The sequence below is a fragment of the Lamprobacter sp. genome, assembly GCF_034860625.1.
Lineage (GTDB): Bacteria > Pseudomonadota > Gammaproteobacteria > Chromatiales > Chromatiaceae > Lamprobacter.
The window spans coordinates 41,393-62,708 of record NZ_JAYESN010000019.1; the positions used below are offsets into that span (position 1 = coordinate 41,393).

General features: G+C 62.1%; 27 protein-coding genes and 2 pseudogenes. 21 read left to right on the forward strand and 8 right to left on the reverse strand.

Features of this window, described 5'->3' with window-relative positions; translation table 11 throughout:
* The first annotated feature begins 20 nt into the window (after positions 1-20).
* From VBE63_RS07215 to VBE63_RS07280, 14 genes are all read left to right on the forward strand, one after another.
* Complete coding sequence (locus VBE63_RS07215) at positions 21-3,026, forward strand: mechanosensitive ion channel domain-containing protein (RefSeq protein ID WP_323682334.1); 3,006 nt, start codon at positions 21-23, stop codon at positions 3,024-3,026.
* 262 nt (positions 3,027-3,288) lie between these two features.
* Positions 3,289-3,813, forward strand: a complete 525-nt coding sequence (locus VBE63_RS07220; RefSeq protein WP_323682335.1) for a ferritin family protein — start codon at positions 3,289-3,291, stop codon at positions 3,811-3,813.
* Positions 3,814-4,185: 372 nt separating this feature from the next.
* A complete protein-coding gene (locus VBE63_RS07225) occupies positions 4,186-4,704 on the forward strand; it encodes a Na+/H+ antiporter subunit E (RefSeq protein ID WP_323682336.1) in 519 nt (172 codons plus the stop codon).
* Positions 4,697-4,957 (forward strand): monovalent cation/H+ antiporter complex subunit F, encoded by a 261-nt coding sequence (locus tag VBE63_RS07230; RefSeq protein WP_323682337.1) that lies wholly within the window; start codon positions 4,697-4,699, stop codon positions 4,955-4,957. Before VBE63_RS07225 ends, VBE63_RS07230 begins: the two co-directional genes overlap by 8 nt.
* On the forward strand, positions 4,957-5,295 hold the full coding sequence (gene mnhG, locus VBE63_RS07235; protein ID WP_323682338.1) for a monovalent cation/H(+) antiporter subunit G: 339 nt from the start codon (positions 4,957-4,959) through the stop codon (positions 5,293-5,295). Before VBE63_RS07230 ends, mnhG begins: the two co-directional genes overlap by 1 nt.
* Positions 5,292-5,546 (forward strand): hydrogenase subunit MbhD domain-containing protein, encoded by a 255-nt coding sequence (locus VBE63_RS07240; protein WP_323682339.1) that lies wholly within the window; start codon positions 5,292-5,294, stop codon positions 5,544-5,546. The genes mnhG and VBE63_RS07240 overlap by 4 nt, the downstream gene beginning before the upstream one ends.
* A complete protein-coding gene (gene mbhE, locus VBE63_RS07245; protein WP_323682340.1) occupies positions 5,539-6,240 on the forward strand; it encodes a hydrogen gas-evolving membrane-bound hydrogenase subunit E in 702 nt (233 codons plus the stop codon). Before VBE63_RS07240 ends, mbhE begins: the two co-directional genes overlap by 8 nt.
* Positions 6,240-6,596, forward strand: coding sequence for a sodium:proton antiporter (locus VBE63_RS07250; RefSeq protein ID WP_323682341.1), 357 nt, complete (start codon positions 6,240-6,242; stop codon positions 6,594-6,596). The genes mbhE and VBE63_RS07250 overlap by 1 nt, the downstream gene beginning before the upstream one ends.
* Positions 6,590-9,715, forward strand: a complete 3,126-nt coding sequence (locus VBE63_RS07255) for a proton-conducting transporter membrane subunit (protein ID WP_323682342.1) — start codon at positions 6,590-6,592, stop codon at positions 9,713-9,715. Before VBE63_RS07250 ends, VBE63_RS07255 begins: the two co-directional genes overlap by 7 nt.
* 2 nt (positions 9,716-9,717) lie before the next feature.
* A complete protein-coding gene (locus tag VBE63_RS07260; protein WP_323682343.1) occupies positions 9,718-10,623 on the forward strand; it encodes a complex I subunit 1 family protein in 906 nt (301 codons plus the stop codon).
* Between the two features lie 4 nt (positions 10,624-10,627).
* Entirely contained in the window at positions 10,628-11,296 is a 669-nt protein-coding gene (nuoB, locus tag VBE63_RS07265) for an NADH-quinone oxidoreductase subunit NuoB (RefSeq protein WP_323682344.1), read from the forward strand.
* A gap of 13 nt (positions 11,297-11,309) precedes the next feature.
* Positions 11,310-11,840, forward strand: coding sequence for an NADH-quinone oxidoreductase subunit C (locus tag VBE63_RS07270; protein WP_323682345.1), 531 nt, complete (start codon positions 11,310-11,312; stop codon positions 11,838-11,840).
* Position 11,841: 1 nt separating this feature from the next.
* Entirely contained in the window at positions 11,842-13,017 is a 1,176-nt protein-coding gene (locus VBE63_RS07275; protein ID WP_323682346.1) for an NADH-quinone oxidoreductase subunit D, read from the forward strand.
* Positions 13,018-13,180: 163 nt separating this feature from the next.
* The gene (locus tag VBE63_RS07280) at positions 13,181-14,989 is read left to right on the forward strand and encodes an FAD-dependent oxidoreductase (protein WP_323682347.1); all 1,809 of its coding nucleotides are present in this window, start codon (positions 13,181-13,183) and stop codon (positions 14,987-14,989) included.
* Positions 14,990-15,079: 90 nt separating this feature from the next.
* Here the strand turns inward: VBE63_RS07280 and VBE63_RS07285 are convergent, their stop codons facing one another.
* Positions 15,080-15,481, reverse strand: coding sequence for a hypothetical protein (locus VBE63_RS07285; RefSeq protein WP_323682349.1), 402 nt, complete (start codon positions 15,479-15,481; stop codon positions 15,080-15,082).
* Positions 15,482-15,657: 176 nt separating this feature from the next.
* On the opposite strand from VBE63_RS07285, the pseudogene VBE63_RS07290 reads away from it, so the two are divergent.
* The 3 genes and pseudogenes from VBE63_RS07290 to VBE63_RS07300 form a co-directional block, all read left to right on the forward strand.
* Positions 15,658-15,798 (forward strand): annotated as a pseudogene (locus VBE63_RS07290) (PD-(D/E)XK nuclease family transposase); the annotation flags it as partial.
* 81 nt (positions 15,799-15,879) lie between these two features.
* Positions 15,880-16,113, forward strand: a complete 234-nt coding sequence (locus VBE63_RS07295) for a type II toxin-antitoxin system prevent-host-death family antitoxin (RefSeq protein WP_323682359.1) — start codon at positions 15,880-15,882, stop codon at positions 16,111-16,113.
* Complete coding sequence (locus VBE63_RS07300) at positions 16,113-16,499, forward strand: type II toxin-antitoxin system VapC family toxin (RefSeq protein WP_323682360.1); 387 nt, start codon at positions 16,113-16,115, stop codon at positions 16,497-16,499. The genes VBE63_RS07295 and VBE63_RS07300 overlap by 1 nt, the downstream gene beginning before the upstream one ends.
* Here the strand turns inward: VBE63_RS07300 and VBE63_RS07305 are convergent.
* From VBE63_RS07305 to VBE63_RS07320, 4 genes are all read right to left on the reverse strand, one after another.
* A complete protein-coding gene (locus VBE63_RS07305) occupies positions 16,440-16,661 on the reverse strand; it encodes a hypothetical protein (RefSeq protein ID WP_323682361.1) in 222 nt (73 codons plus the stop codon). The two genes, VBE63_RS07300 and VBE63_RS07305, sit on opposite strands and share 60 nt — an antisense overlap.
* A 68-nt stretch (positions 16,662-16,729) precedes the next feature.
* On the reverse strand, positions 16,730-17,113 hold the full coding sequence (locus VBE63_RS07310; RefSeq protein ID WP_323682350.1) for a flagellar protein FlaG: 384 nt from the start codon (positions 17,111-17,113) through the stop codon (positions 16,730-16,732).
* A 265-nt stretch (positions 17,114-17,378) separates the two neighbouring features.
* Entirely contained in the window at positions 17,379-18,251 is an 873-nt protein-coding gene (locus VBE63_RS07315) for a DUF2887 domain-containing protein (protein ID WP_323682351.1), read from the reverse strand.
* Positions 18,252-18,377: 126 nt separating this feature from the next.
* Positions 18,378-18,884: a hypothetical protein gene (locus VBE63_RS07320; protein ID WP_323682352.1), complete on the reverse strand. Its 507-nt coding sequence runs from the start codon at positions 18,882-18,884 to the stop codon at positions 18,378-18,380.
* On the opposite strand from VBE63_RS07320, the gene VBE63_RS07325 reads away from it, so the two are divergent.
* Positions 18,858-19,205, forward strand: coding sequence for a hypothetical protein (locus VBE63_RS07325; protein WP_323682353.1), 348 nt, complete (start codon positions 18,858-18,860; stop codon positions 19,203-19,205). The genes VBE63_RS07320 and VBE63_RS07325 overlap by 27 nt on opposite strands.
* Here the strand turns inward: VBE63_RS07325 and VBE63_RS07330 are convergent.
* The 3 genes from VBE63_RS07330 to VBE63_RS07340 all read right to left on the reverse strand — a co-directional run bounded on the left by VBE63_RS07330 (position 19,168) and on the right by VBE63_RS07340 (position 20,226).
* Complete coding sequence (locus VBE63_RS07330; protein ID WP_323682354.1) at positions 19,168-19,581, reverse strand: PIN domain nuclease; 414 nt, start codon at positions 19,579-19,581, stop codon at positions 19,168-19,170. The genes VBE63_RS07325 and VBE63_RS07330 overlap by 38 nt on opposite strands.
* A complete protein-coding gene (locus tag VBE63_RS07335) occupies positions 19,581-19,778 on the reverse strand; it encodes a type II toxin-antitoxin system VapB family antitoxin (RefSeq protein ID WP_323682355.1) in 198 nt (65 codons plus the stop codon). The genes VBE63_RS07330 and VBE63_RS07335 overlap by 1 nt, the downstream gene beginning before the upstream one ends.
* Positions 19,779-19,887: 109 nt before the next feature.
* Positions 19,888-20,226: a hypothetical protein gene (locus VBE63_RS07340; protein ID WP_323682356.1), complete on the reverse strand. Its 339-nt coding sequence runs from the start codon at positions 20,224-20,226 to the stop codon at positions 19,888-19,890.
* Between VBE63_RS07340 and VBE63_RS07345 the strand changes: the two genes are divergently transcribed.
* The 3 genes and pseudogenes from VBE63_RS07345 to VBE63_RS07355 form a co-directional block, all read left to right on the forward strand.
* The gene (locus VBE63_RS07345; protein WP_323682357.1) at positions 20,225-20,548 is read left to right on the forward strand and encodes a transcriptional regulator; all 324 of its coding nucleotides are present in this window, start codon (positions 20,225-20,227) and stop codon (positions 20,546-20,548) included. The genes VBE63_RS07340 and VBE63_RS07345 overlap by 2 nt on opposite strands.
* On the forward strand, positions 20,535-20,933 hold the full coding sequence (locus VBE63_RS07350) for a helix-turn-helix domain-containing protein (protein ID WP_323682358.1): 399 nt from the start codon (positions 20,535-20,537) through the stop codon (positions 20,931-20,933). The genes VBE63_RS07345 and VBE63_RS07350 overlap by 14 nt, the downstream gene beginning before the upstream one ends.
* Before the next feature lie 96 nt (positions 20,934-21,029).
* Positions 21,030-21,316: pseudogene (locus VBE63_RS07355) on the forward strand (hypothetical protein); the annotation flags it as partial.

Consider the following 21,316-nt stretch of genomic DNA (forward strand, 5'->3'; position numbering starts at 1 on the left):
GCCTTGATTTTAAATTTCTTATGATATTGAAGTACAGCCTATCAGCCTCTCTCTTATGGCTTGCCCTGCTGCTGCCACTGCTCGCATTGGCCCAGGAAGATGACACCTCAGCCCCTGCATCCGCCGCATCGGAGCAAGGTGCTGAAGGCGATCAGGCCACGGCTCCGCCAGCCGCGGAGGCAGAGGCAGAGGCAGAACCAGCGGCCGCTGCCCAGGAGACCGATGCGTTGCCGTTCAACCCGGCGGCGATCGGGTTACCGGCGCTGCCACAGCCGATGACATCAGCGGAGGATTTTCAGGTCACGCTGGACCTGATCGATGCACGGATCGCAGAGCAGGAGGCCGCGCTAGAGGCTGCTCAGGCCGAGGCTGAGGAAGCGGCTGCAGCGCTTGAGGCGGAGGCTCAGGAGGCTTCTGGCGCGGCGGATGCCGAGGCTCAGGAGTCTCAGCAGGCTGGGGAGACCGAGACCGAGGCTGAAGGTGAGAGCGGTGTGAGTCAGGCTCGCGAGACGGGCGATGATGAGGCGACGGCCGCTGAGGCAGAAACCGAGCTGGATGCGGCTGCTGAAGCTGAGGAAAAGGCCGCCGCGGAGGCTAAAACCGGGGCGGATGCTGGAACCGAGACGGAGGCTGCTGCAAGCGCTGATGTCGTTGAAGGCAAGCTTGTGCTCGCTGCGCTCGAGGCGCGCGTCGCGAAGATTCGCAGCAAGATTGAGCTGCTGCGCGAGCTGCGGATTGCGGTGCAGCGGCGCGCGACACTGCGCGGGCGCTTGCAGTCGAGCGAGGCTGAACTTGCTGAGAAACGCCAGCAGCTTGAGATCGTCGAGCGTGACGGGGTGTCGTTAGAGCCTCCGTTTCCGATCTCGTTGCTCGATCAGCAACGCGCCGAGCGATCGATGACGCAGGGGGTTAAGGAGGTTGCGGAGACGCGCATCGAGTCCGCGACGCGTCGCTTGAACGCCGCTGAAAAGGAGCTGACTGCGGCTGTGCGTGCGCGTCGTGCGGTGCGTGATCGACTGACCGCGGCGGATCGGGGTGGAGCGAGAAATGGGATCAGCGCGACCGAGCGCGCCGCGCTTGAGCAGGATCTCGAGCTCGCGCGCCTCAAGGAGCTGCTCGCGCGGCAGCAACTGGCCGCTCTCCAGAGTACGCTCGAGTTGACGCGCAACGAGGACCGCCTTGCTGAGATCCAACAGGCGATGTTGGACGCGCGCATCGCGTTCCTTGAGCCGCGCATCGAGCTCTCCCGCGAGGCGCTCGATCAGCGGCTCACAGAGCTGTCGGCGACCGAAGCGGAAATGAAAGCGCAGATTGAGGCCCTGCAACGCACCGGCGATCAGGCGGAGTCCGACCTGTATCAAGCGCAGCGCCGATTAGCCGAAGCCGAAGCCGACGACGGCGCAGACCAGGCGAGCTTGAAGGAGTGGGTGTCGACGCGTCAGGCTGAGCTCACCGCGGCGCGTGTCAGTGTTGATTCATTAACCGCGGCCGTCGACACGCTGATCCGGATGCGTGGCCTCTGGGAGCAGCGTTATCAGCTCATGAACGACCCGGAGTCGCTCGACCTCGCGGCGCTGCTGCGGCAGATCATCATGGATGCCTCGGCAGCCCAGGCCGAAAAGGACGAGGTCGAGGAGCGTCTCAACGCCCTGCGCTCGATCCAGCTCGCACAGACGCGGCGCCTGCGTGATCCTGATCTCAGCGAGGGCGCGCGCGAGGCGATGGCGGTTCGTAGCCAGGCGCAGGATCTCGCTGAAGGCTATGGCCGCGCGCTACTCGAGGTCCAGGATGAACTGATCGCGCTGCTGGAGGGGATGCGCCCCCAGGTCGAGGCCTTGGTGCAAGAGCAGACGCTGTCGCTGCAGTTGCTCCAGGCGCAGGAGACGATCAGCACCTGGTGGGAGGCTGAGATCTTGGTGATTGACGACCAGAGCATCCGCGCCCGTGAGCTGGCGGTCGCGATCCTCATGTTCGTGGTCGTGATCGTCGTCGTCTCGCTGGTAAGGATGGGCGCACGGCGTGCCTTGAATCGGCGCAAAGCGAAGAGCCCAACGGCCGTCTCTGGCGACTTTCGGCTGGCACTCTCAGCCATCGCTGGCAACACCAGTCAGCTGTTTGTGCTGATCGCCGCCTTCTATGTGGCGATGGTCTTCTCCGGCCTGGCCAGTCCGACGGTCAAAGACTGGCTCTGGACCCTGCTGGTGGTGGCCTTCTACATCCAGCTTGGCATCTGGGCCAATGCGGCGATGGTCGATTACTTCAACCGTCGACGCACACGCCAGGAGATGCGCGACCCTTCCACCGTCACGGCCTATGGGCTGCTGCTGTTCTTCCTGCGGGTCGGTATCTGGATCACCGTCATCGTCTCGTTGCTGGCCTACTTCCGATATCCCGTTGCGGGCCTGGTCGGCGCGCTGGGTGTGGGTAGCTTGGCGATCGCCTTCGCGGTCCAGAATATTCTTGGCGATGTGTTCAGCTCGATGGCGATCATCCTCGACAAGCCCTTCCGGGTGGGTGACTTCATCATGTCCGGGCAGACCCTCGGTGTGATCGAGCACATTGGGGTCAAGACCACCCGCATCCGCAGTCTCTCTGGTGAGATGGTGGTGCTCTCCAATAGCGACCTGCTTAATAGCCGCATCCACAACTTCAAGCATTTCAAGGAGCGGCGAATTGCCTTCAAGCTGCAAGTCACCTACCAGACCCCGCGTCATCTGATCGAGCAGATTCCGGTGATGATTCGCGAGGTCATCGAAGACCTGCCGAATGCGCGCTTCGATCGTGCCCATTTCGCCGAATTTGGGGATTTTGCGCTGGTGTTCGAGGCGGTCTACTACGTGCTCAGTCCAGACTATGCGCTCTATATGGATGTGCAGCAGGCGATCAATCTCGGTATCCACCAGCGCTTCGAAGAGGCCGGTGTCGCCTTTGCCTATCCGACGCAGGAGCTGCTGCTGCGTCGCTTACCTGAGTTCGACTCAGGCAGTTCCTCGACCCTTTCCTCTACCATTGAAAACCCAGCTTGAGCCGAACGGTCTCATCGGTGGTCTTGGTGGCCTGAGCGGGATCGCTATCGTAGTCGATCTGGTATTCGGTGCTTGAAGGATTGTCTGAATTCCGCGGCAAGGGTAAGGTGCTGCAGACCTCCGCTCGAGCAGGATCGCGAGGACACACTGCGCGCCTTCCTCGAGGATCAGTCCTTCGGGACGTCAGCCTGAACTCAGGCGAGTCCCTGATGCGCGCAACGGCCAGAGCATCTTTATTGATTGATGCATAAGAGAAAACACGATGAACGAACAAACCTCTGGCCCGCTGGAGGGTCAGCAGTCCAGCTACGAGCGCATCCGTTCCATGACCACCTTAGAGGACGTGCTCAGCGTTGCGACCTCCTTCGAGGAGAGCGCGCGCAACTTCTATACCGACCTGATTCCGAAGATCAGCAAGAACTTCCGTTGGCTGGCCGAGGAATTGGCGAAAGAGGAGCAGGGCCACTACGAACTGTTTACCGCGCTGGCGGCGCGCGACGACATCGAAGACCAGATCACGGCCGAGGTGGAGCGTCCGGCGACGGACGGCAAGTTTGCCGAGGCGGTGATGACGCCCGACCTCGGCGAGAAGCCCGATGATCAAGCGGTGCTGCAGTACGCCATGAGCCGCGAGCATCTTGCGATGACGCACTACCGCTCACTCGCTGACAGCTCGCCGGCTGGCCCCTTCAAGGAGTTGTTCGAGTATCTCGCCAACGAAGAGGCCAAGCACAAGGAGGAATTGGAAAAGCTCTACTACGAGACGGTCCACAGCGGCGGCGTCTGAGCCCCTGGCCTGATGGCAAGGATGCCGGGCAGGAAGCTAAGAAGTTAAGAAGTTAAGAAGCCCTGAGACCGACCGCGATCTTTGGGTTCGCTACGACCTTCGGTCCCGCTTGACGGCCTTCGACCTGATCAATGGAGGCAAAGTCAATGACATCTTGACCCAAGGCATCGTAATCGGCGAGCAGCGGAGGCAAGATGAGCACCGCTGGTTGCAGGATGAGCGATGCTCGAAACCGGCGTCTGGGCGACGACCGACGGACGGACTCTAGCGGTAGCCCCCTGTTGCTGATGTCAGGGTGAGCCTGACTCGCGCCCCATGGGTGCGGGCAGAATGAGCCTTGTGACAGCAGGCGTTTTCCCTCCGAGGCTCAAGATGGCAGCGAACAGCGAGACCTTAACGCGAGCACGGCATATCGTCGTGATGTTCGCGACCCTGCTGTTGTTCTGGCTGATGCTCATGGGCCGGGTGACGGTCGACGTGCTCATCGTTGGGGTCATCGTCTCCCTAGCCATCGCGCTCCTGTTCCCAAGCGGCCTCTCGTTCTTCACTGAATTTCGCGCCACCCCCAAGGCGTTTGTTGCGGGAATCCTCTACTACGGCCTGTTCTTCAAAGAGCTGGTCAAGTCCAACCTGAAACTCGCCGCCATCGTCCTGTCCCCATCGTTACCGATCAAGCCCGGTATCGTGAAGGTCCGCACCAGATTGAAGAGCCGCATGGGGCGGCTGATGCTCGCCAACTCGATCTCGCTGACGCCAGGCACCCTTACGGTCGAGATGGATGGCGAGTGGCTGTATGTGCACTGGGTCAGCGTTGGCTCGACCGACGTCGAGGGGGCCACCGCCGAGATCGTCGCCGGTTTCGAGCGCTATCTCGAGGTCATCTATGGTTGATTTGCTGATCTATCTGGCCGCGACCATCGTTGGGGTCGCCTTTCTGCTCGCGCTCTGGCGCTTCATGGCCGGGCCGACGGCGGTCGATCGCATCATTGCCTTCGATAGCCTCACCATCGTCAGTATCACCGGGATCGCGCTCGCGGCACTGGCCGAGGGCCGCGGTATCTATCTGGACGTCGCCCTGGTCTATGCCTTGCTGTCGTTTCTTGGGGTGATCGTCGTCGCCCGCTACATCGAAAGGGGCTTCTGATGCCATCGCTGCTGTATCTGCTCGGGGCCATCCTGCTGGTTGGTGGGGCGGTCTTCCTGCTCTCGGGTGGAATCGGATTGGTGCGCATGCCCGATGCCTACAACCGCATCCAGGCCGGCACCAAGGCCACCACCTTGGGCACCTTGCTGACCCTCGCCGGGGTGGCCTGTCTGCGCCCGGACTGGGCCCTGAAGTTACTGCTGATCGGTCTGTTCCTGCTCTTCACCAATCCACTCTCGTCGCAGGTGCTGGCGCGCGCGGCGCACCGGGTCGGGGTCAAGCAGGCGCCGCAGACCGTCATCGATCAGCTCGAGGAAGACCTGGGAGAGAAGCCATGACATTGCTCATCGCGATGAGCCTGTTGCTGAGCGTCACCATCGTGGCGGCGGCGATGCTTGCGACACGCGAAAGTCAAAGCCTGGCCGTCTCCATCCTCTCCGCGGGGCTGGTGAGTCTGCTGGCCTCGGTGCAGTTCTTGCTGCTGGCCGCGCCGGATGTGGCCATGACCGAGGCCGCGATTGGCAGTGGCCTGACCACCTTCCTGTTCTTCTTCGTCCTCGGGCGGGTGCGCGGAGGCGAGCATGATTAGGCGCGGTTTCGTCATCCTGCTACTGCTTGGGTTGGCTGCGGTCTTTGCCGGACTCGTGGCCAGCTACTCCCCGGACGAGACGCTGAATCTCAGCGCCCGTTACTACGCTGAGCACACGGCTCAGGACATCGGTGCGGCCAACATCGTCACTGCCATCATCGTCACCTTCCGCGGGCTCGACACGCTCGGCGAGGTCACGGTGTTGTTCCTGACCGCCGCCATCGTCGGCCTGGTGCTGTCTCACGGCGGTCGCGAGGGTGGGGGCTCCGGGCGCGAGTTGCCGCCTGCCGGTGAGTTGCTCACCACCGGCACCCGGCTGTTGGTGCCGCTGATCCTGCTGCTTGGGGCCTACGTCTTCGTCAATGGCCATCTGACCCCGGGTGGTGGCTTTCAGGGCGGTGCCATCCTCGCCTCGGCGATCCTGTTGCTGCTGCTGACCGATCCACTACGGCGCATCAGTCATCGGCTGATCACCGCCATCGAGTCCACCGCCGGTCTGGTCTTTGTCGGCATCGGCCTGCTCGGCATCGTCCTGGCCGGTGGCTTCCTCGACAACCGCATCCTGCCGATCGGCAACCTCGGCGAACTCTTCTCGGCGGGGGCGATACCGATCATCTACTCCTTCATCGGCCTCAAGGTCGGCGCTGAGTTCTCCTCGATGCTGGCGCATCTGTCCGAGACGGAGGATCTCTGATGGCCTATATCGCCATGACCACTGGCTTCGTCTTGATCCTGATCGGGCTCTATGGGGCGCTGACCAATCGCAACATCCTGCGCATGATCGTCGCCTTCACGGTCGCCAACACCGGGGTCAACCTGGTCATGGTCGCCGTCGGCTACCTGCATGGGCGCACGGCGCCGATCCTCGATGCGGCGGTGCCAGTGGCCGAGGCGGCCGCGCGCATCATCGATCCGCTGCCGCAGGCCCTGGTGCTGACCGCGATCGTGATCGGGGTTGGGGTCACGGCCCTGATGCTCGCCTACGCGTACAAGCTCTATGAGAGCAAGCGCACCCTCGATATCTCCGCGTTCAAGGACCTGAAATGGTAAGCGCCATCTATATCCTCGCGGTCGGGCTTGGGGCCGCGTTCCTGCTCGGGTTGCTGCGTGATGAGTGGCGCGCCGGTGCCTATGGTGTCAGCCTGGCGGCACTCGCCGTGATGAGCCTGATCTCCGCCGGCTGGGTCTGGGTGCTGGCCACTGGTGATGGCAGTGCGGTGGACATCATGACCGCTGGAACCCTGCCGCCCTATGCGATCAACCTACGCATGGGGCTGGCTGAGGCGGTACTGACCCTTTTGATCAATCTGACGGGTTTGCTCTCGGCGGTCTACCTGCGGGACACCATGTTCAAACAGGGTCGCCGGGCGCTGGCGACCTTGCTGGTCTTCACCATGGCGGCCTGCGGCATCGTCCTGACCCGCGATCTGTTCAACCTGTTCGTGTTCTTTGAGCTGGTCGCCATCGCCACCGGTGGGCTGGTGCTGCTCTCGCGCGATCAGCGCGCCTTGGGCGCTGGCTTCAAGTACCTGGTCGCCTCCCAGGTCATCACCGTTCTGCTGTTGGTCGGCATCATCTTCGCCTACCATGCCACCGGCACCCTCAATATCGACGGCATGGCCGAGCTGTCGGCGCTGGTGCTGCAGGGCGGTGCGCTGGCCTTCTTCCTGATGTTCATCGCCATCCTGCTGGACCTGAAGCCGTTCCCGGCCAATGGCTGGGCGCTCGACATCTACGAGTCGGCCCATCCGGCCTTCTCGGCGATGCTGTCAGCGGCCTCCGCATCCGCGGCGCTGTTCGCCGCCGATAAGCTGCTGCTGATCGGCGGCTCGACCTGGCTACCGGTGGCCACCGGGATTGGACTCTTCGGCTTTGTCGGCGCCAATCTGTTTGCCCTGGCGCAGACCAACGACCGGCGCCTGCTGGGCTACTCCTCGGTGGCGCAGGTCGGCCTGGTTCTGGCGGTCCTTGGCCAGCGTGACCTGCTCGGTGATCGCTACCTGTTCATCGCCGGCGGCATCCTGTTGGCCCATGCCGTGGCTAAGGCGGGCCTCTATTGGCTGTCTGGCCTGATCGAAGGGCGCAAGCTGACGGCTTGGAGCGCGCTGCAGGGGCATCCGATCCTGATCTTCGCCTTTGCCAGCTTCATCGCCTTGCTGGTCGGTCTGCCGCCGTTCCCAGGCTTCTACGCCAAGTGGGAGCTGGTGATCGCGCTGGCCGGCGAGGGCCGGTTGGCGCTGATCGGGTTGATCCTGTTCGGTGCCTTGCTCGAGGCCGGCTATCTGTTCCGATGGTTCGGACAGGCGCTCAAACGGGAGCGCTCGCTGGAACCGGTTGCAGCCTCGTCCTTCAAGCGTGCGGTGATCTTGACCGCGGTGGCCGCGGGCTGGGGCCTGGGCTTCATCTGGGGCGTACTCTCGCCCAACGGCAATCTGCTGCTGGCCCTGCCGCTGCTGTTCGCGCTCGCCTTTCTGGCCCTCGAGCCACTGTCGGTGCGGATCAAGAACAGTATCGCCATCGTCGGCATGGTCGCTTGGTTCCTGCTGACGCTGCCCAGTTATGATCCGCTGCAGCTGATCTTTGCCGCGGTGATGCTGCTCGGCGGCGCCTTGATCTTGCTAGCGAGCTATCAGACGCAGGGGCGGCGCATCGGTTTCTATCCCTCGGCCATGCTGATGTATGCCGGCCTGGCGATGCTGATTCTCGCCGAGGACGCCTTCAGCTTCTTCGCGGCCTGGGAGTCGCTCACCATCGGCTCCTACTTCCTGATCCTGCGCGGTCAGCGTTCGGAACCGCATGCGCTCTCGTACATGATCTTTTCCCTCGGCGGCGCCTTCCTGATCCTGGCTGGATTCGCGCTGGCGGCCGCGGGTGATCCACTGTTCTCGCTGGCCGGTCTGGCGCAGGTTGCCGCGCCGATCGCGCCCTGGGTCTTCCTGCTCCTGGCCATCGGCTTCATGACCAAGACGGCGGCCATTGGCGTCCATATCTGGCTGCCGGGCGCCCATGCCGAGGCCGAGACTGATGTCTCGCCGATGGTCTCGGGCATCCTGCTCAAGGCCGGGCTGTTCGGGCTCTTCGTGCTGTTGATGGCCATGGGCAGTCAGCAGCTCTACGGGGTTGAGCTGACCCACATCCTGCTCTGGATCGGTGCGCTCTCGGCGCTGATCGGCAACCTGATGGCGGCCTTCCAAGAGGACGCCAAGCGCCTGCTGGCCTATTCGTCGATCGGTCAGATGGGCTATGCCTTGTTCGGCCTGGCGATGATGAATCATCTCGGCTGGCTGATGGCCCTGATGTTCGTCATCAACCACTTCATCTACAAATCGATGCTGTTCCTCTCGGTCGGCGGCGTCGCCAAACGCACCGGCACCCGTGACATGTATCGGATGGGCGGGCTGATCACCCTGATGCCGCTGTCCTTCATCGCGGTGCTGATCGGCATCATCGCCATGTCTGGCGTGCCGCCCTTGTCCGGCTTCGGTGGGCGTTGGATCTTCTACAACGCCATCCTGACCGCCGAGTATCGGCTGCCGATGATCCTGATCTTCATCTCAGGGCCGATCGCCTTCCTGTATCTGTTCCGGCTGATCCACACCATCTTCCTGGGGCAGCTCAAGGACGAGCACCGGCGGGTGAAAGAGGCGCCGTTCTGGTTGGTGCTGCCGCAGATGATCTTTGTCGCCTTCCTGCTGGTGTTCGCATTGGTCCCGGGGCTCGCGCTGCGCCGGGTTGATGCCTACATCAGTCAGTTCCATCCCGAGGGCGCCCTGGGTTGGGAGGGTCTGACCATCACCAGTGCCTTCGGCTATTGGAGCCCGATCTCGATCATGATTGTGGTCGGCGTCATCTTCGCGAGCCTGTTCGCCTGGCTGGTCTTCGTCAACCGCAAGGCGCAAAAGGTCAAGCAGTTCAACATCGCCTTCGCTGGCGAGCGGCCCTACCGACCGGAGACCACGCACTTTGCCTGGAACTTCTTCGCACCCTATCGCAAGGCGCTCGGCTTCCTCACCGAGCCGCTGGTCGAACGCTTCTGGGCCGCCGTCGTCGATCTGCTGCACGCCTGTGCTGAATTGCTGCGTCGGCTCTACACCGGTAATGGCCAGACCTACGCGATCCAGCTGCTGGCCTTCGTCGTGGTCGTCTACCTGCTGCGGATGGGGCTCTAACCATGTCGTTTGAATGGATCAAGATCCCCTATGCGCTGCTGACGCTGTTCATCGTCGCCAACTATGGCTTCCTGCTGACCGCGGTGATGGCCAAGATCGCGGCCCGAGTCGGGCGCCGGCACGGCATCCCGGTCTGGCAGAACTACCTCGACCTGATCAAGAACTACGGGCTGCGCAGTTCCATCACCCATGGCGTGATGTTCTATCTGGGCCCGGTGTTCCGGCTCACCGGTGGTGTTGGCCTGCTGATGTTCGTGCCGACTATCTACGGATCGGTCATGTTCTCGAACATGTCCTTCGCCGGCGATCTGATCCTGGCGCTCTACTTCGTCTTCTTCGGTTCGCTGGGGATGGCGCTGGGGGCCGGTGAGAGTGGTCATCCCTATGCGGCGATCGGCGTCACCCGCGGGTTGTCGCAGGTGACCGCGGCCGAGCTGCCATTCGCGTTGGCCGTCTACGCGGTCGCGGTGCAGTATCAGACCCTCTCGGTGACCGAGATCGTCGCCGCACAGCAGGGCGGCATCCTGAGTTGGACCCTGTTCACCAACCCGCTCGCGGTTGCCGCGGCCATGCTCTCGTTCCTCGGCTCGATGATGCGTCCGCCGTTCGATGTCGTCCTGGCGCCGCAGGAGATCCCGATCGGGCCGCCGACCGAGTACCACTCGTCCTACCTGGCCCTGATGCAGACCAATCGCGCGATCTTCCCGATTGCCAAGATCGTCATCTACATGAACCTGTTCTTCGGCGGGGCGGCGAGCTGGCCGGTGTTCTTTCTCAAGGTGTTTCTGATCTATCTGGTCTCGGTCATCGTCGGGGTCGTCTTCCCGCGCTTCCGGGTCGAGCAGTCGATTCGCTGGTTCTTGATCTGGGCGGTACCGCTTGGCATCGCTGCGATCCTAATGGTGTAAGCCCATGAAAGACGATTTTCCAACACCGCCGGTCCGGGATGAGCTGAAGAAGCGCGTCGTCGAGACGCCCGATGGCCAAAAGATCGAGATCGATCCGCTGCGGGACTATTACTGTCAGTCCGCCCCAACGGTGATGCCGGCGGCCTACAGCAAGATCGTGGAAGGCCTGTTCAACTGGGCTCGGGCCGAATCGCTCTGGATTCTCGGCTTCGGCACCGGCTGCGGGGCGATCGAGATGCGGCCGCTGATGACGCCGCGCTTCGACGCCTACCGTTATGGCATCCAATGGCGGCCAACCCCAAGGCAATCGAACCTGTTCGTGATCTCCGGCTACCTGTCCGTGAAGACGCTGAAGCGGGTCATCCGCTCCTACGAGCAGATGCCGAACCCGAAATATGTTGTCGGGTTGGGCTCCTGCACCATCAATGGGGGCATGTACTTCGACTCGTACAACACGATCACGCGACTGGATCAATACCTGCCGGTGGACGTCTACATCGCCGGCTGTATGCCCCGTCCAGAGGCGCTATTAGCGGGCTTCGAGGCGCTCAAGCGGATCATCCGGGCGGGGAAGGCCGAAGGAGCCAACCAGTACGCCGAGCAGTTCGACTGGTACAAGGCCAACCAGAAGCGGGTGATCCACGACTGGGACATGCCGGACTACAACTGGTGAGCGGCCGATAGCCATGCGCGATCTGTACGACAGACTGAAAACGGCCTTCCCGCTGGGGGAACTGACCGAACAGCGGCCGGACCTGGCGTTCGTCACCGTTCCCAGGGAGCAGCTCCGATCGCTGTTGCTCCATCTGCGAGACCAGGAGGGCTTTACCCATCTGGTGCTGCTCACCGCGGTCGACTGGCTGGAGGAGGGCAACTTCCAGCTCACCTATCTCATGAACAACCGGCTGGCCTGTCGCGATCTAGGGGTGCGGGTGATGCTGCCGCGTGATCCGGCGTCGATGGACAGTATCCATGACCTCTGGCCCACCGCGGCCACCTACCAGCGTGAGCTGCGGGAGATGTTCGGCATCGACTTCCCGGGCAGCCCCGGGGTCGACGAGGACTTCATCCTCGAGGGCTGGATCAGGACCCCTCCCTACCGGCGCGATTTCGACACCATGAAGTTTTCTGATGAGGTGTTCGCGCCGCGACCGGGACGCGCCTCGACTGATCCCGCCGAGTTCATGAAGCAACAGCTCTATCCGGACAAGACCTGAGATGCTGTATCAACCAGACCGCAGTCAGTACCCATCCAGTAAGCCGGACGGCAGCCTGGATATCGACCTTAGCTCGGGCAAGTATCTGAAGCTCTGGCAGGGGCCGCAGCATCCCGGCATCACCGGCAACATGTCGGTCGAGTTGACCGTCTGCGGCGACGAGGTGGTTGAGGGCAAGACCCACGTCGGCTATCTACACCGCGGCTTCGAGAAGCTGATGGAACGGCGCACCTTCATCCAGTGCTTCCCGATCGTCTGCCGTATCTGCGTCCCCGAGCCTGACTTCAACGAGTACTGCTATGCGGCTGCGGTCGAGGAGCTTGCAGAGCTCGAGGTTCCGGAGCGGGCCGATTGGATACGCACCCTGATCCTAGAGATGGGGCGCATCAACAGCTATCTGATGTACCTCGGCGGCCAGGCCGGCGCGCTCGGCCAGGGCGTCATCGGTCAGTGGACCACCTATGTGCGCGACCTGATGCTCGACCGCTTCGAGGAACTGAGTGGGGCACGCATCTATCACATGTTCATCATGCCCGGCGGGGTGCGTGACGGGCTGCCCGATGGTTTCGACCAGCGCATGGAGGAGACCCTGCGCGAGATCGAATCCACGCTGGCAGACGTCAAGGACGTCATGTTCAACAACGCGGTGTTCAAGAAGCGCACGGTCGGGCTCGGCTATATCGACCCCGCGATCGTCGATCAATACGGTGTCACCGGCCCGACCGCGCGTGCCGCCGGTGTGGCCAAGGACGTGCGCAGGGATCAGCCCTATCTAGTCTATCCCGAGCTCGATTTTGAGCCGGTGGTGGGGCAGGACTCCGATGTCTTCACACGTGCTGATGTGCGCCGCCGCGATCTGTTGATGTCGGTCGACCTGATCCGCCAGCTCCTGGCCCGGATGCCACGCTCAGGGGCGGTGATGGCGCCGCTGCCGAATGTCTTGCATTGGAAGATCCCCTTTGGCGAGACCTATATCCGCGGTGAGTGCTCGCGTGGCGAATATGGCTATTACCTGGTCACTGATGGCAGCGGCTATCCACGCCGGGTCAATGTGCGCGGACCGTCCTATACGCATGCGATGGCCTTGCTTGAGCGCCTGATCGTCAATTGCAACATCTCCGATGTCGCCGCGCTGATGGTCTCACTGCACACCTATCCGCCCGAGATCGAGCGCTAATGCGGCCGCTGGAACAGATCGAAGGGGCGGCCAACGCTGCATCCAGCGGGATCAACCAACTGGGTCGGCTCGCTGGTTTGGCCCAACGTGCGTGCATGCCATGGTTCAGCTATCCACGGTTCAGCTCTCCATGGTTCAGCTCTACAACAGACGAGACATTCGGATGAGCCTGAGCGACGTTCTTTCTCCCTTCAGCGCCTGGAAGAACCTCTTCCGCGATCCGGTTACGATCCCTGATCCGCTCAACGATCGGCCAGGTGCGCCGCGCTACCGTGGCTTCCACCAAAACGACATCGAGAAGTGCATCGGCTGCGGCACCTGCGAGGCGATCTGCCAGAATGCGGCGATCGACATGGTCGCTGTCGCCGAGATTGCGACCAAGCCCGGCGATTCCGGTCTGCGTCCGCGTATTGACTATGGGCGCTGCTGCTGGTGTGCGCTCTGTGTCGATGTCTGCATGACTAGCTCGCTGAGCATGTCGAACGAGTACAAGTGGGTAGACCATGACCCGGATGTCTTCTGCTTTACCCCTGGCATCGATCTGAAGCACTGGGACAGCAGCGAACTTGGCTACCGGCGTCCCGAGGGACATCGGCTCACCGGGATCGAGCGGGTCGCCATGGGCGAGCTTGCGCCAGAGGCACGCGCCGATTCTTTCGTCGAGATCGTCGCCGGTTACGACCTCGAGCAGGCCAAGCTCGAGGCCGACCGCTGTGTCTCCTGCGGCCTCTGTGTCGCGACCTGCCCGACGCACATGGCGGTGCCCGAATACATCGCCAGCATTCGCGATGGCGACTACGAGCAGGGCATTCGGTTGCTGTATCAGACCAACCCGTTCTCGAATGTCTGCGGGCGCGTCTGCACCCATCGTTGCGAGACCAGCTGCGCGGCGCGGCACGAGGGCGATCCGATCGCCATCCGTTGGCTCAAGCGCCACATCATCGACCAGGTTCCGCATGAGCGGATCAAGCAGATCGCCGCCGAGGGCCGCGTCAGCGAGCCCAGCGGGCATCAGGTCGCGATCATTGGGGCCGGACCGGCAGGGCTCACCGCCGCCTTTGATCTGGCCAAGGCCGGTCATGGCGTCACGGTCTTCGAGGCGCTGCCTGCCCCCGGTGGCATGATGCGCTATGGCATCCCGGAATATCGGCTGCCTTATGACAAGCTCGATGAGGACGTTGACGTGATCCGCTCCATGGGGGTCGAGATCCGTTGTAACACCCGCGTTGGTGAGGACATCAGCATCGATCAGTTGCGCGAGCAGCACGATACTGTCTTGCTGTCCATCGGCCTGCACCAAGGTCGCTCCACGCGCATCCCCGGCAGCGAGCATGAGGATGTCGTCTCCGCCGTGGAACTGCTGCGCCGGATTACCTTTGGCGAACGCTTTGATGTGCCCGAGACGGTCGCGGTGATCGGTGGAGGCAACGTCGCCATGGATATCGCGCGCAGCCTGGCGCGCCTGCAACGTCAGCAGTACGGCAAGGTTGGTGTCACCCTAGTCGCCCTCGAGGCTGAAGACCTGATGCTCGCCGATCGCGAGGAGATCGACGAGGCGCGCGAGGAGGGCGTCGTCATCATCCCCAGTCGCGGTCCGCGTCAGTGCCTGATCGAGCGCGATGCCCTCACTGGGCTAGAGACCGTTCACTGCGTCTCGGTCTTTGATGACCAAGGGCGTTTCGCACCGAACTACGACGACAGCGACATCCAGATCCACGACGCTGGCCTGATCGTCGAGGCCATCGGCCAGGCTGCGGATCACGCCTTTCTCGGCGAGTCGTTGACCGAAGCGTTGGAGTGGGAGCGCAACCGCATCCGGATCGACGCCGACGGGCGCACCTCCGAGTCTTGGCTCTGGGCGGCGGGGGATGCGGTCCAGGGACCAGACGTGATCACCGCCGTCGCTGCTGGTCACCGAATCGCTGCCAGTATGATGGCTGCATTCGCTGGCAAGTCTGCTCAGACCAATTGAGTTTGCCGATTTCGCGTTGGCATGCCGCCTGGTGATGCGGATGCAGGGGCTCGGTGAGCGCGGTTGCTATGCGTTAAGTCCGACAGGCTGTTAGGGCCAGAACTTGAGGATGCCGATGATGAGTCCGCCGGTGCCGATGGTGACACCGAAGGACCAGCGCATGAAGTTGTCCATGCGTTGCTGCAGGCCGCGAATGTCTTGCTGCACGCTCTCGAAGCGCTTATCCACTTGCTCGAAGCGCTTATCCACTTGCTCGAAGCGCTGATCAACCTGCTCGAAGCGTAAGTTCATTTCCGTGCGCATGGTGTTGAATCCCTCGCGCATCAATTCGCGCTGGGTCTTGAGCTCTTCCTCCACCCGCACCATGCGCTCGCGCAGCTCGATTTCGTAGACCAGGGGTGGCTTGCCGAGGCTTTGCTCGGCAATCCAGTCGCTGATGTGGTCTTTGACGTACTCGCCGATTTGTTCGAGGTCTTGCTGAGCGAGGGCCATGTTGAGTCTCTTTGTGCTGCCAGGGGTGCTGCCAGGGTTTGCTTCACACCAAATATTCTACCATCACATCCAGCGCCTGCGCGATGCCGCGACCGAGGCCTAGAGAGACGTCCCCGATTGATACGTGATGGCCTGGCTGACGGCCGATGCCGGCGCCGAGGTGATACCCTGACCTCATGAAAGCGAAATACATCAACCTATTCACCGACTTCGGCTTCAAGAAGGCCTTTGGCGAAGAGGCTAGCAAAGAGCACCTGATCAGCTTTCTCAACGCCCTGCTGCCGGCCAAGCACCAGATCCAAGACCTCCAATTCAGCGCCACCGAAGCCCCGGTTTGCCAAGGCTACCTGCCGAAGATAGACTTAGTCGATACCTTAGTCCAGATCAGTCAACCCGTAATGACCACCATCGTCAACGTTCACGAAGCAAAGACCCATTTCTCAAAACTCCTTGAGCAGGCCCATCATGGCCAAGAGATCATTGTCGCCAAGGCCGGTAAGCCTTACGCCCGGCTGTTGCCACTTGCCAACGCGGCACCGCAACGTCAACCGGGCCGGCTGATAGGCAGAGTGGATGATGCCTTCTTTGAACCATTGCCCGAGGAGGAGATTCGCGCTTGGGAGGCTGAATGATGCGGGTTTTGCTCGACACTCACGCCTTCCTCTGGTGGACAACGAACAACCCACAGCTATCGGATAGAGCCCGTCAGGTTATCGCGGACCCGGACAACAGCATCTACGTCAGTGCTGCGAGTGCATGGGAGATCGCCACCAAGCAACGCATTGGCAAGCTCAAGGGCGTACCGGATGCCACTACTCGCTTCTCAGAACTCGTGGCGGCAGATGGCTTCGGTCACTTGCCAATCACGCACCTCCATGCGCTACGCTCCGGAGGCTTCAAGGTTACTCATCGAGATCCTTTCGATCGGATGCTTGCAGCGCAGAGCGAGATAGAACGACTACCATTGCTCACTTGCGACCCCGCCTTTGCGCAATTCAGCATCGAGACCGATTGGTAATTTGAGCTGGGTGGTGGTATCCGTGATCGCGATACCGCGCGCCCTGAGCAGATTCACCAAATCGCCCTCCACCAGCGATTCCATCAGCTTGCCCCACTGGCTGGTGGACAGCGACCTCAGCTTCGCCCCGCCCGAGATCGCCGCACTGATGGACTTCAGCACCCTCAAGATCGTGCCAGCAGGTTTCGCGCAGCGTTCTGGTCCGCCTCCTAGCAGGGGCCGCCATAGCCTCAAGCCTCAAGGTTCACCAGGCCACCACGCGCGGCTTGGGTCATCTCGGCGATCTGCTCGACTAAGCGCATCACCTCCTCCGGTGGGACCTGGCGGATCATCTCGCCCGATTCACTGTCGACAATGCGCGTGATCAGGCGCTCGCCGGGCGGCTCGCTCATTTCGAACTGCACGCCATAGTTGCTCATCACCTCGTTCACGCGCCGGATCGGCTCTTCGAGGTCACTGCGGCCAGGGGCCTGGTTGCTCTCGGCTTCACTCAGCAGACTGCCGGCGGACGGCAACGCCTGCAGCAAGCCCTCGAGGCGCTGGCGTGGGTTGAGCTGGTTGACCGGGGCGCTATTGGGTGCGGTTTGGCTGATATCGGTGATGGCACTGGACATGAGCGTGGGCTCCTTGTCAGAGGGTTAGTCGATCGGGACGCTTGGCGGAAGCGCGCCCCGATGGCCCCCGAAGGCGAGGGCGACGCTGCGACCACCGAGGCGTCTTCTGAAAAGGTTATCGGCCAACCGCAGCCAAACTTGAGCCGGAGCGCCCCCGGTCTGTGCGCCCCAATGTCTCGCAGGAAGCCCCGCGCTTGCCCCATCAGGCGTCTGCTGATCAGCCGGGCTAAACCCTGGTCCGTCCCGGGTTTTACCGCGCATGAAGTCAATGCGATTCGTTCGCGTCATCCGGCTGACCGAGCAAGTCGCTCAGGCGCTTAGCATCCAAGAGTCCATCGAACCAGGCGTCGAGTTGGTCGCCATTGGCCTTGCTGATCCGCTGTTCGGCCCATGCTGGCAGCGGCCCGAAACGGCGGCTGAGCAGACGTGTCAGGCCTTCGACCTTGCCTTCGATCTTGCCTTCGATCTTGCCTTCGATCTCTCCCTCGGCAAAGATTTCTTGATAGGCACGGGTGTCTTGCAATGGGGTGAGTTGTTGAAACATCTTGCGAATCTCCGTGAGCGATAGGTGGCGAAAACGCTCCATGAACCAGTATTCGAGCAAGGCGCTCAGGCTGTCGCGGTGCGCTGGCTCGAGCGGCGCTTGCTGAATGGTACGCCAGAGCGCCGGGGCTTGTGAACGCAGTTCGGCGTCCGTGCGGATCAGCGGGGCAAGGACCGCGAGGTAGGGGTTGCTCGGCTCGCGCTCGAACAGCTCGCGCAGCCAGTCTTCGAGGTCGATCACTTCGATGATATCGCCCGGGCGGCCAACGGTGGTTGGCTGGCGCGGATGATCGCTCGGGCCTGGGACGATGAGCAGGCCGCGCACATCCTGTTCGGGGTGTTGTTCCCCATACAGACCGATTTTGGTGATCAGGTTGTAGAGCGCTGTGGACCGTTTCTCGACCTGAAACTCTAGCAGCCAGACGGGGCCATCATGATCGACGGGGCTGAAGAGACCGTCGATCCGCCGTTCGATGTCTTTGAAGGTTTCCGAGCGGAAGGTATACGCGCCTTCGAGCCGTTTGCCGCCAGCGAGGATGCGGAAGGCATCGGGGCCAAGGGCGAGGAAGTCGTAGATGGAGATGTCTGTTTTCATGATGATTCATGATGAGCGCCAAGCGAATGACGCGTCGGGCGTCGCTGCGGCCTTGCTTAATCGGGATCTGCTCGCCAAGCCAGACGTCACTCTCGTTGAACAGGCCGGGATCGATCAGGGAGGCCATCACCAAGCCCGCGGCGCAAAGTCCCGCGCATTCTGAATTGCCGCCGAGTCCCCGGTCGCGCGGATGCTAAACAGCCCGCGCTTAGCCAGCATCGCCTCCGCACCCGCATCCGCGCTCAGCCACGCCATGGCTCCAAAGATGCGATTGTTCGCATAACGCGGCAGCCACTGCTTGAACTGATCCAGCTTGCGCAGGAAGGCCTTCACATCCTTGGGGCGCAGCGTTGTCTTCACCTCGACCACCACCAACTCCTCGCCGTTGTGGGCGAGGATGTCGAATTCATCATTGCCGCCATCGGCGCGCTGGCCTTTGAGCCGGGTCGTGGTATCGGTGATCGCGATGCCGCGCGCCCTGAGCAGATTCACCAGATCGCCCTCCACCAAGGACTCCATCAGCTTGCCCCACTGACTGGTGAACAGCGCCTTCAGCTCGGCGATCTCGCGGCTGGTTTCTTTGACTTGCAGATCGGTGGCTTTGACTTGCAGATCAGTGGCTTTGATCTGCAAATCCTCTATGATCACATCCGCCCCGAGCCGCCCCAGTTCCTGCGTGCCTACCAACCCCATCTGCGCTATGACCTGATCGACGAAGGGCGCTACACTGCCGAGCAGCTCAGCGCCATCGACAGCCCGCTCAGCGGCCTCTTCCAGGTCGAGATCGCCGCCCGCGATCGCGCCTCCCTACAAGCCGCCGTCGATCGGCTGGTGCGCCTGATCCAGGCCGACCCCAACAAGGCCCGCCTCGATCGGCTCATGCCTGGAGCCACCCAAACCATGAAAGAACTGCTCTCTAGGCCAGATGGGTTGGCGCTGACCGGTAGACCTTGAGGCCAACGTGCTTTTCCATCGCATCGAAATCCCGATCAGCGTGCAACAGGACCAGATCGTAGAGGATGCAGTAACTGCCGATGATCACGTCGATGGTCTTGCGTACCGTGACACCTTTGCCCCGCATCAACCGATCGTGATCAGCGGCCGCAAGCGCGATCTCTCTCCCACCCAGTCGACAAAAACCCAGCGGATCAAGCAGCGCGCGTGCCTCCCGGTAGCCGGCCTCTGTGCGAAAGCCCTGCAGAACCTCGGTGAGGATCAGATCTCCGATCAGCACCAACTCACGGCCGAGGAGCCCATCCAGCGCGTCGCACTCGGCGGTGGTATCCCCATTGAAGTAGTCAATCCAAACCGATGAGTCGACCAAGACCATCAGGCGTCGTCACGCCGCATCGCATCCAGGTCACCCTCCCAGGGCAGGCGACCACGGGCTGCACGGATGCGCTCCTGCTCCTTCAGTCGAACCAGTAGCCGCAGTCCGGCCTCAACAGCCTCACGCTTTGTCTGGTAGCCAGAGGCGATAAGGGCTCGCTCCATCAGCTGATCATCGATCACAATATTCGTCCGCATGGCAGCGCCGCTGCTGTGTATTGAGTGCTTAAAACATACACATCAGCACCCTGGTTGTTCAATGATGACTTGATCGACGAAGGGCGCGACACTGCCGAGCAGCGCGGCGTCAAGATCGGCTAAGCCAAAAAGCCTGCTCCGCCAGCTCGCGCGCAAGTTTGGCCCCGAGTGTGCCGAACGCTACCGCGATTGCATCGAAGCGGCCGACGTTGAGCAGCTCGATGCTTGGCTCGACAACATCCTCACCGCTGAAACTCCCGAAACCCTCTTCCACTGAAACACCCGGCGCCTGAAACCCGGCGCCTGAAACCCGACGCCTGAAACCCGACGCCAAGCCATCTACGATGGTGCGCCGGCGCGCGACGAAGGCATATCGAGGAGATAAATCGTGGTACGTCCCCCGATTGACGCATTGCCTGTGTACGCGCGATGCGTATAATTTGGGCATGCGCTACCAATTCATCGAATCTCCGCTCTTCTCAGCGCTCTTGTCCGACTACCTAACCGACGAGGAGTACACAGGGCTTCAGGAGTATCTGTGTGAGCACCCGGAGGCAGGCGATGTGGTGCGCGGCTCAGGCGGGGTGCGCAAAATGCGCTGGAGTCGCGCCGGGAGCGGAAAGTCCGGTGGCGTGCGGGTGTGCTACTACAAGCGCACCCTGGCCAGGCAAATGCTCATGCTGGTGATTTACGCCAAGAGCGCCCGGGATTCGATTCCTGGACCTGTACTCAAGGCGCTACGTGAGGAGATGGAACATGCCGAAGACTGAAAAAGAGCTGCTCGCCCGCGATGCAGAGCGCGACATTGGTGCTGAACTGCTCCAGGCCGCGCGTGATCTGAGGGCAGGGCGTTGGGCGCGTAAGACTGAGTTCGAAGTGCTAAAGAATGGCGCGGTGCGGCGCCGAATCCAGCGAGCAGATGGAACGGTGGAAAAGGAAGAAGTGCTCACCGGTGCGCGATGGGAATTGATGGCGGCTCGAGCCCACTCGGGTTTATCGCAGACGGAATTCGCGCGCGCACTGGGCGTGTCTAAGCGGACGCTGGAAAACTGGGAGCAAGGCCGAGCCCAGCCAACAGGAGCCGCACGGCAGCTGCTGCGCCTTGCGGCCCAGTTTCCAGAGACGGTGAGCCGACTGGCGGCAATGGGCCATTAGCGCTTCCGCTTCCCCGCGGTCAAACTACTCGACTACACCGAGCCCGACCGCTGGGCGGAACTCGAAGCCAGCGACAACGTCTTCGCCTTAGTGGTCATGGCGCAGATCCGCGCCAAAGTCACCGACGACGCCGAGACCCTCAAAGGCTGGAAATTCCGCCTCATCCGCATGCTCTATGAACGCGGCTACGAGCGCCCCTTGATCCTGCAGCTGTTTCGCCTCATCGACTGGATGATCCGCCTCCCCGCAGCGCTCGAAGCGGACTTCCGCCAACAACTCTATGCCTACGAGGAGCAACAACGTATGCCGGACATCACCACCGTTGAACAAGCCGGGATCGATCAGGGTGTCATCCTTGGCGAGCGGGGCGGCGTTAAAATCGG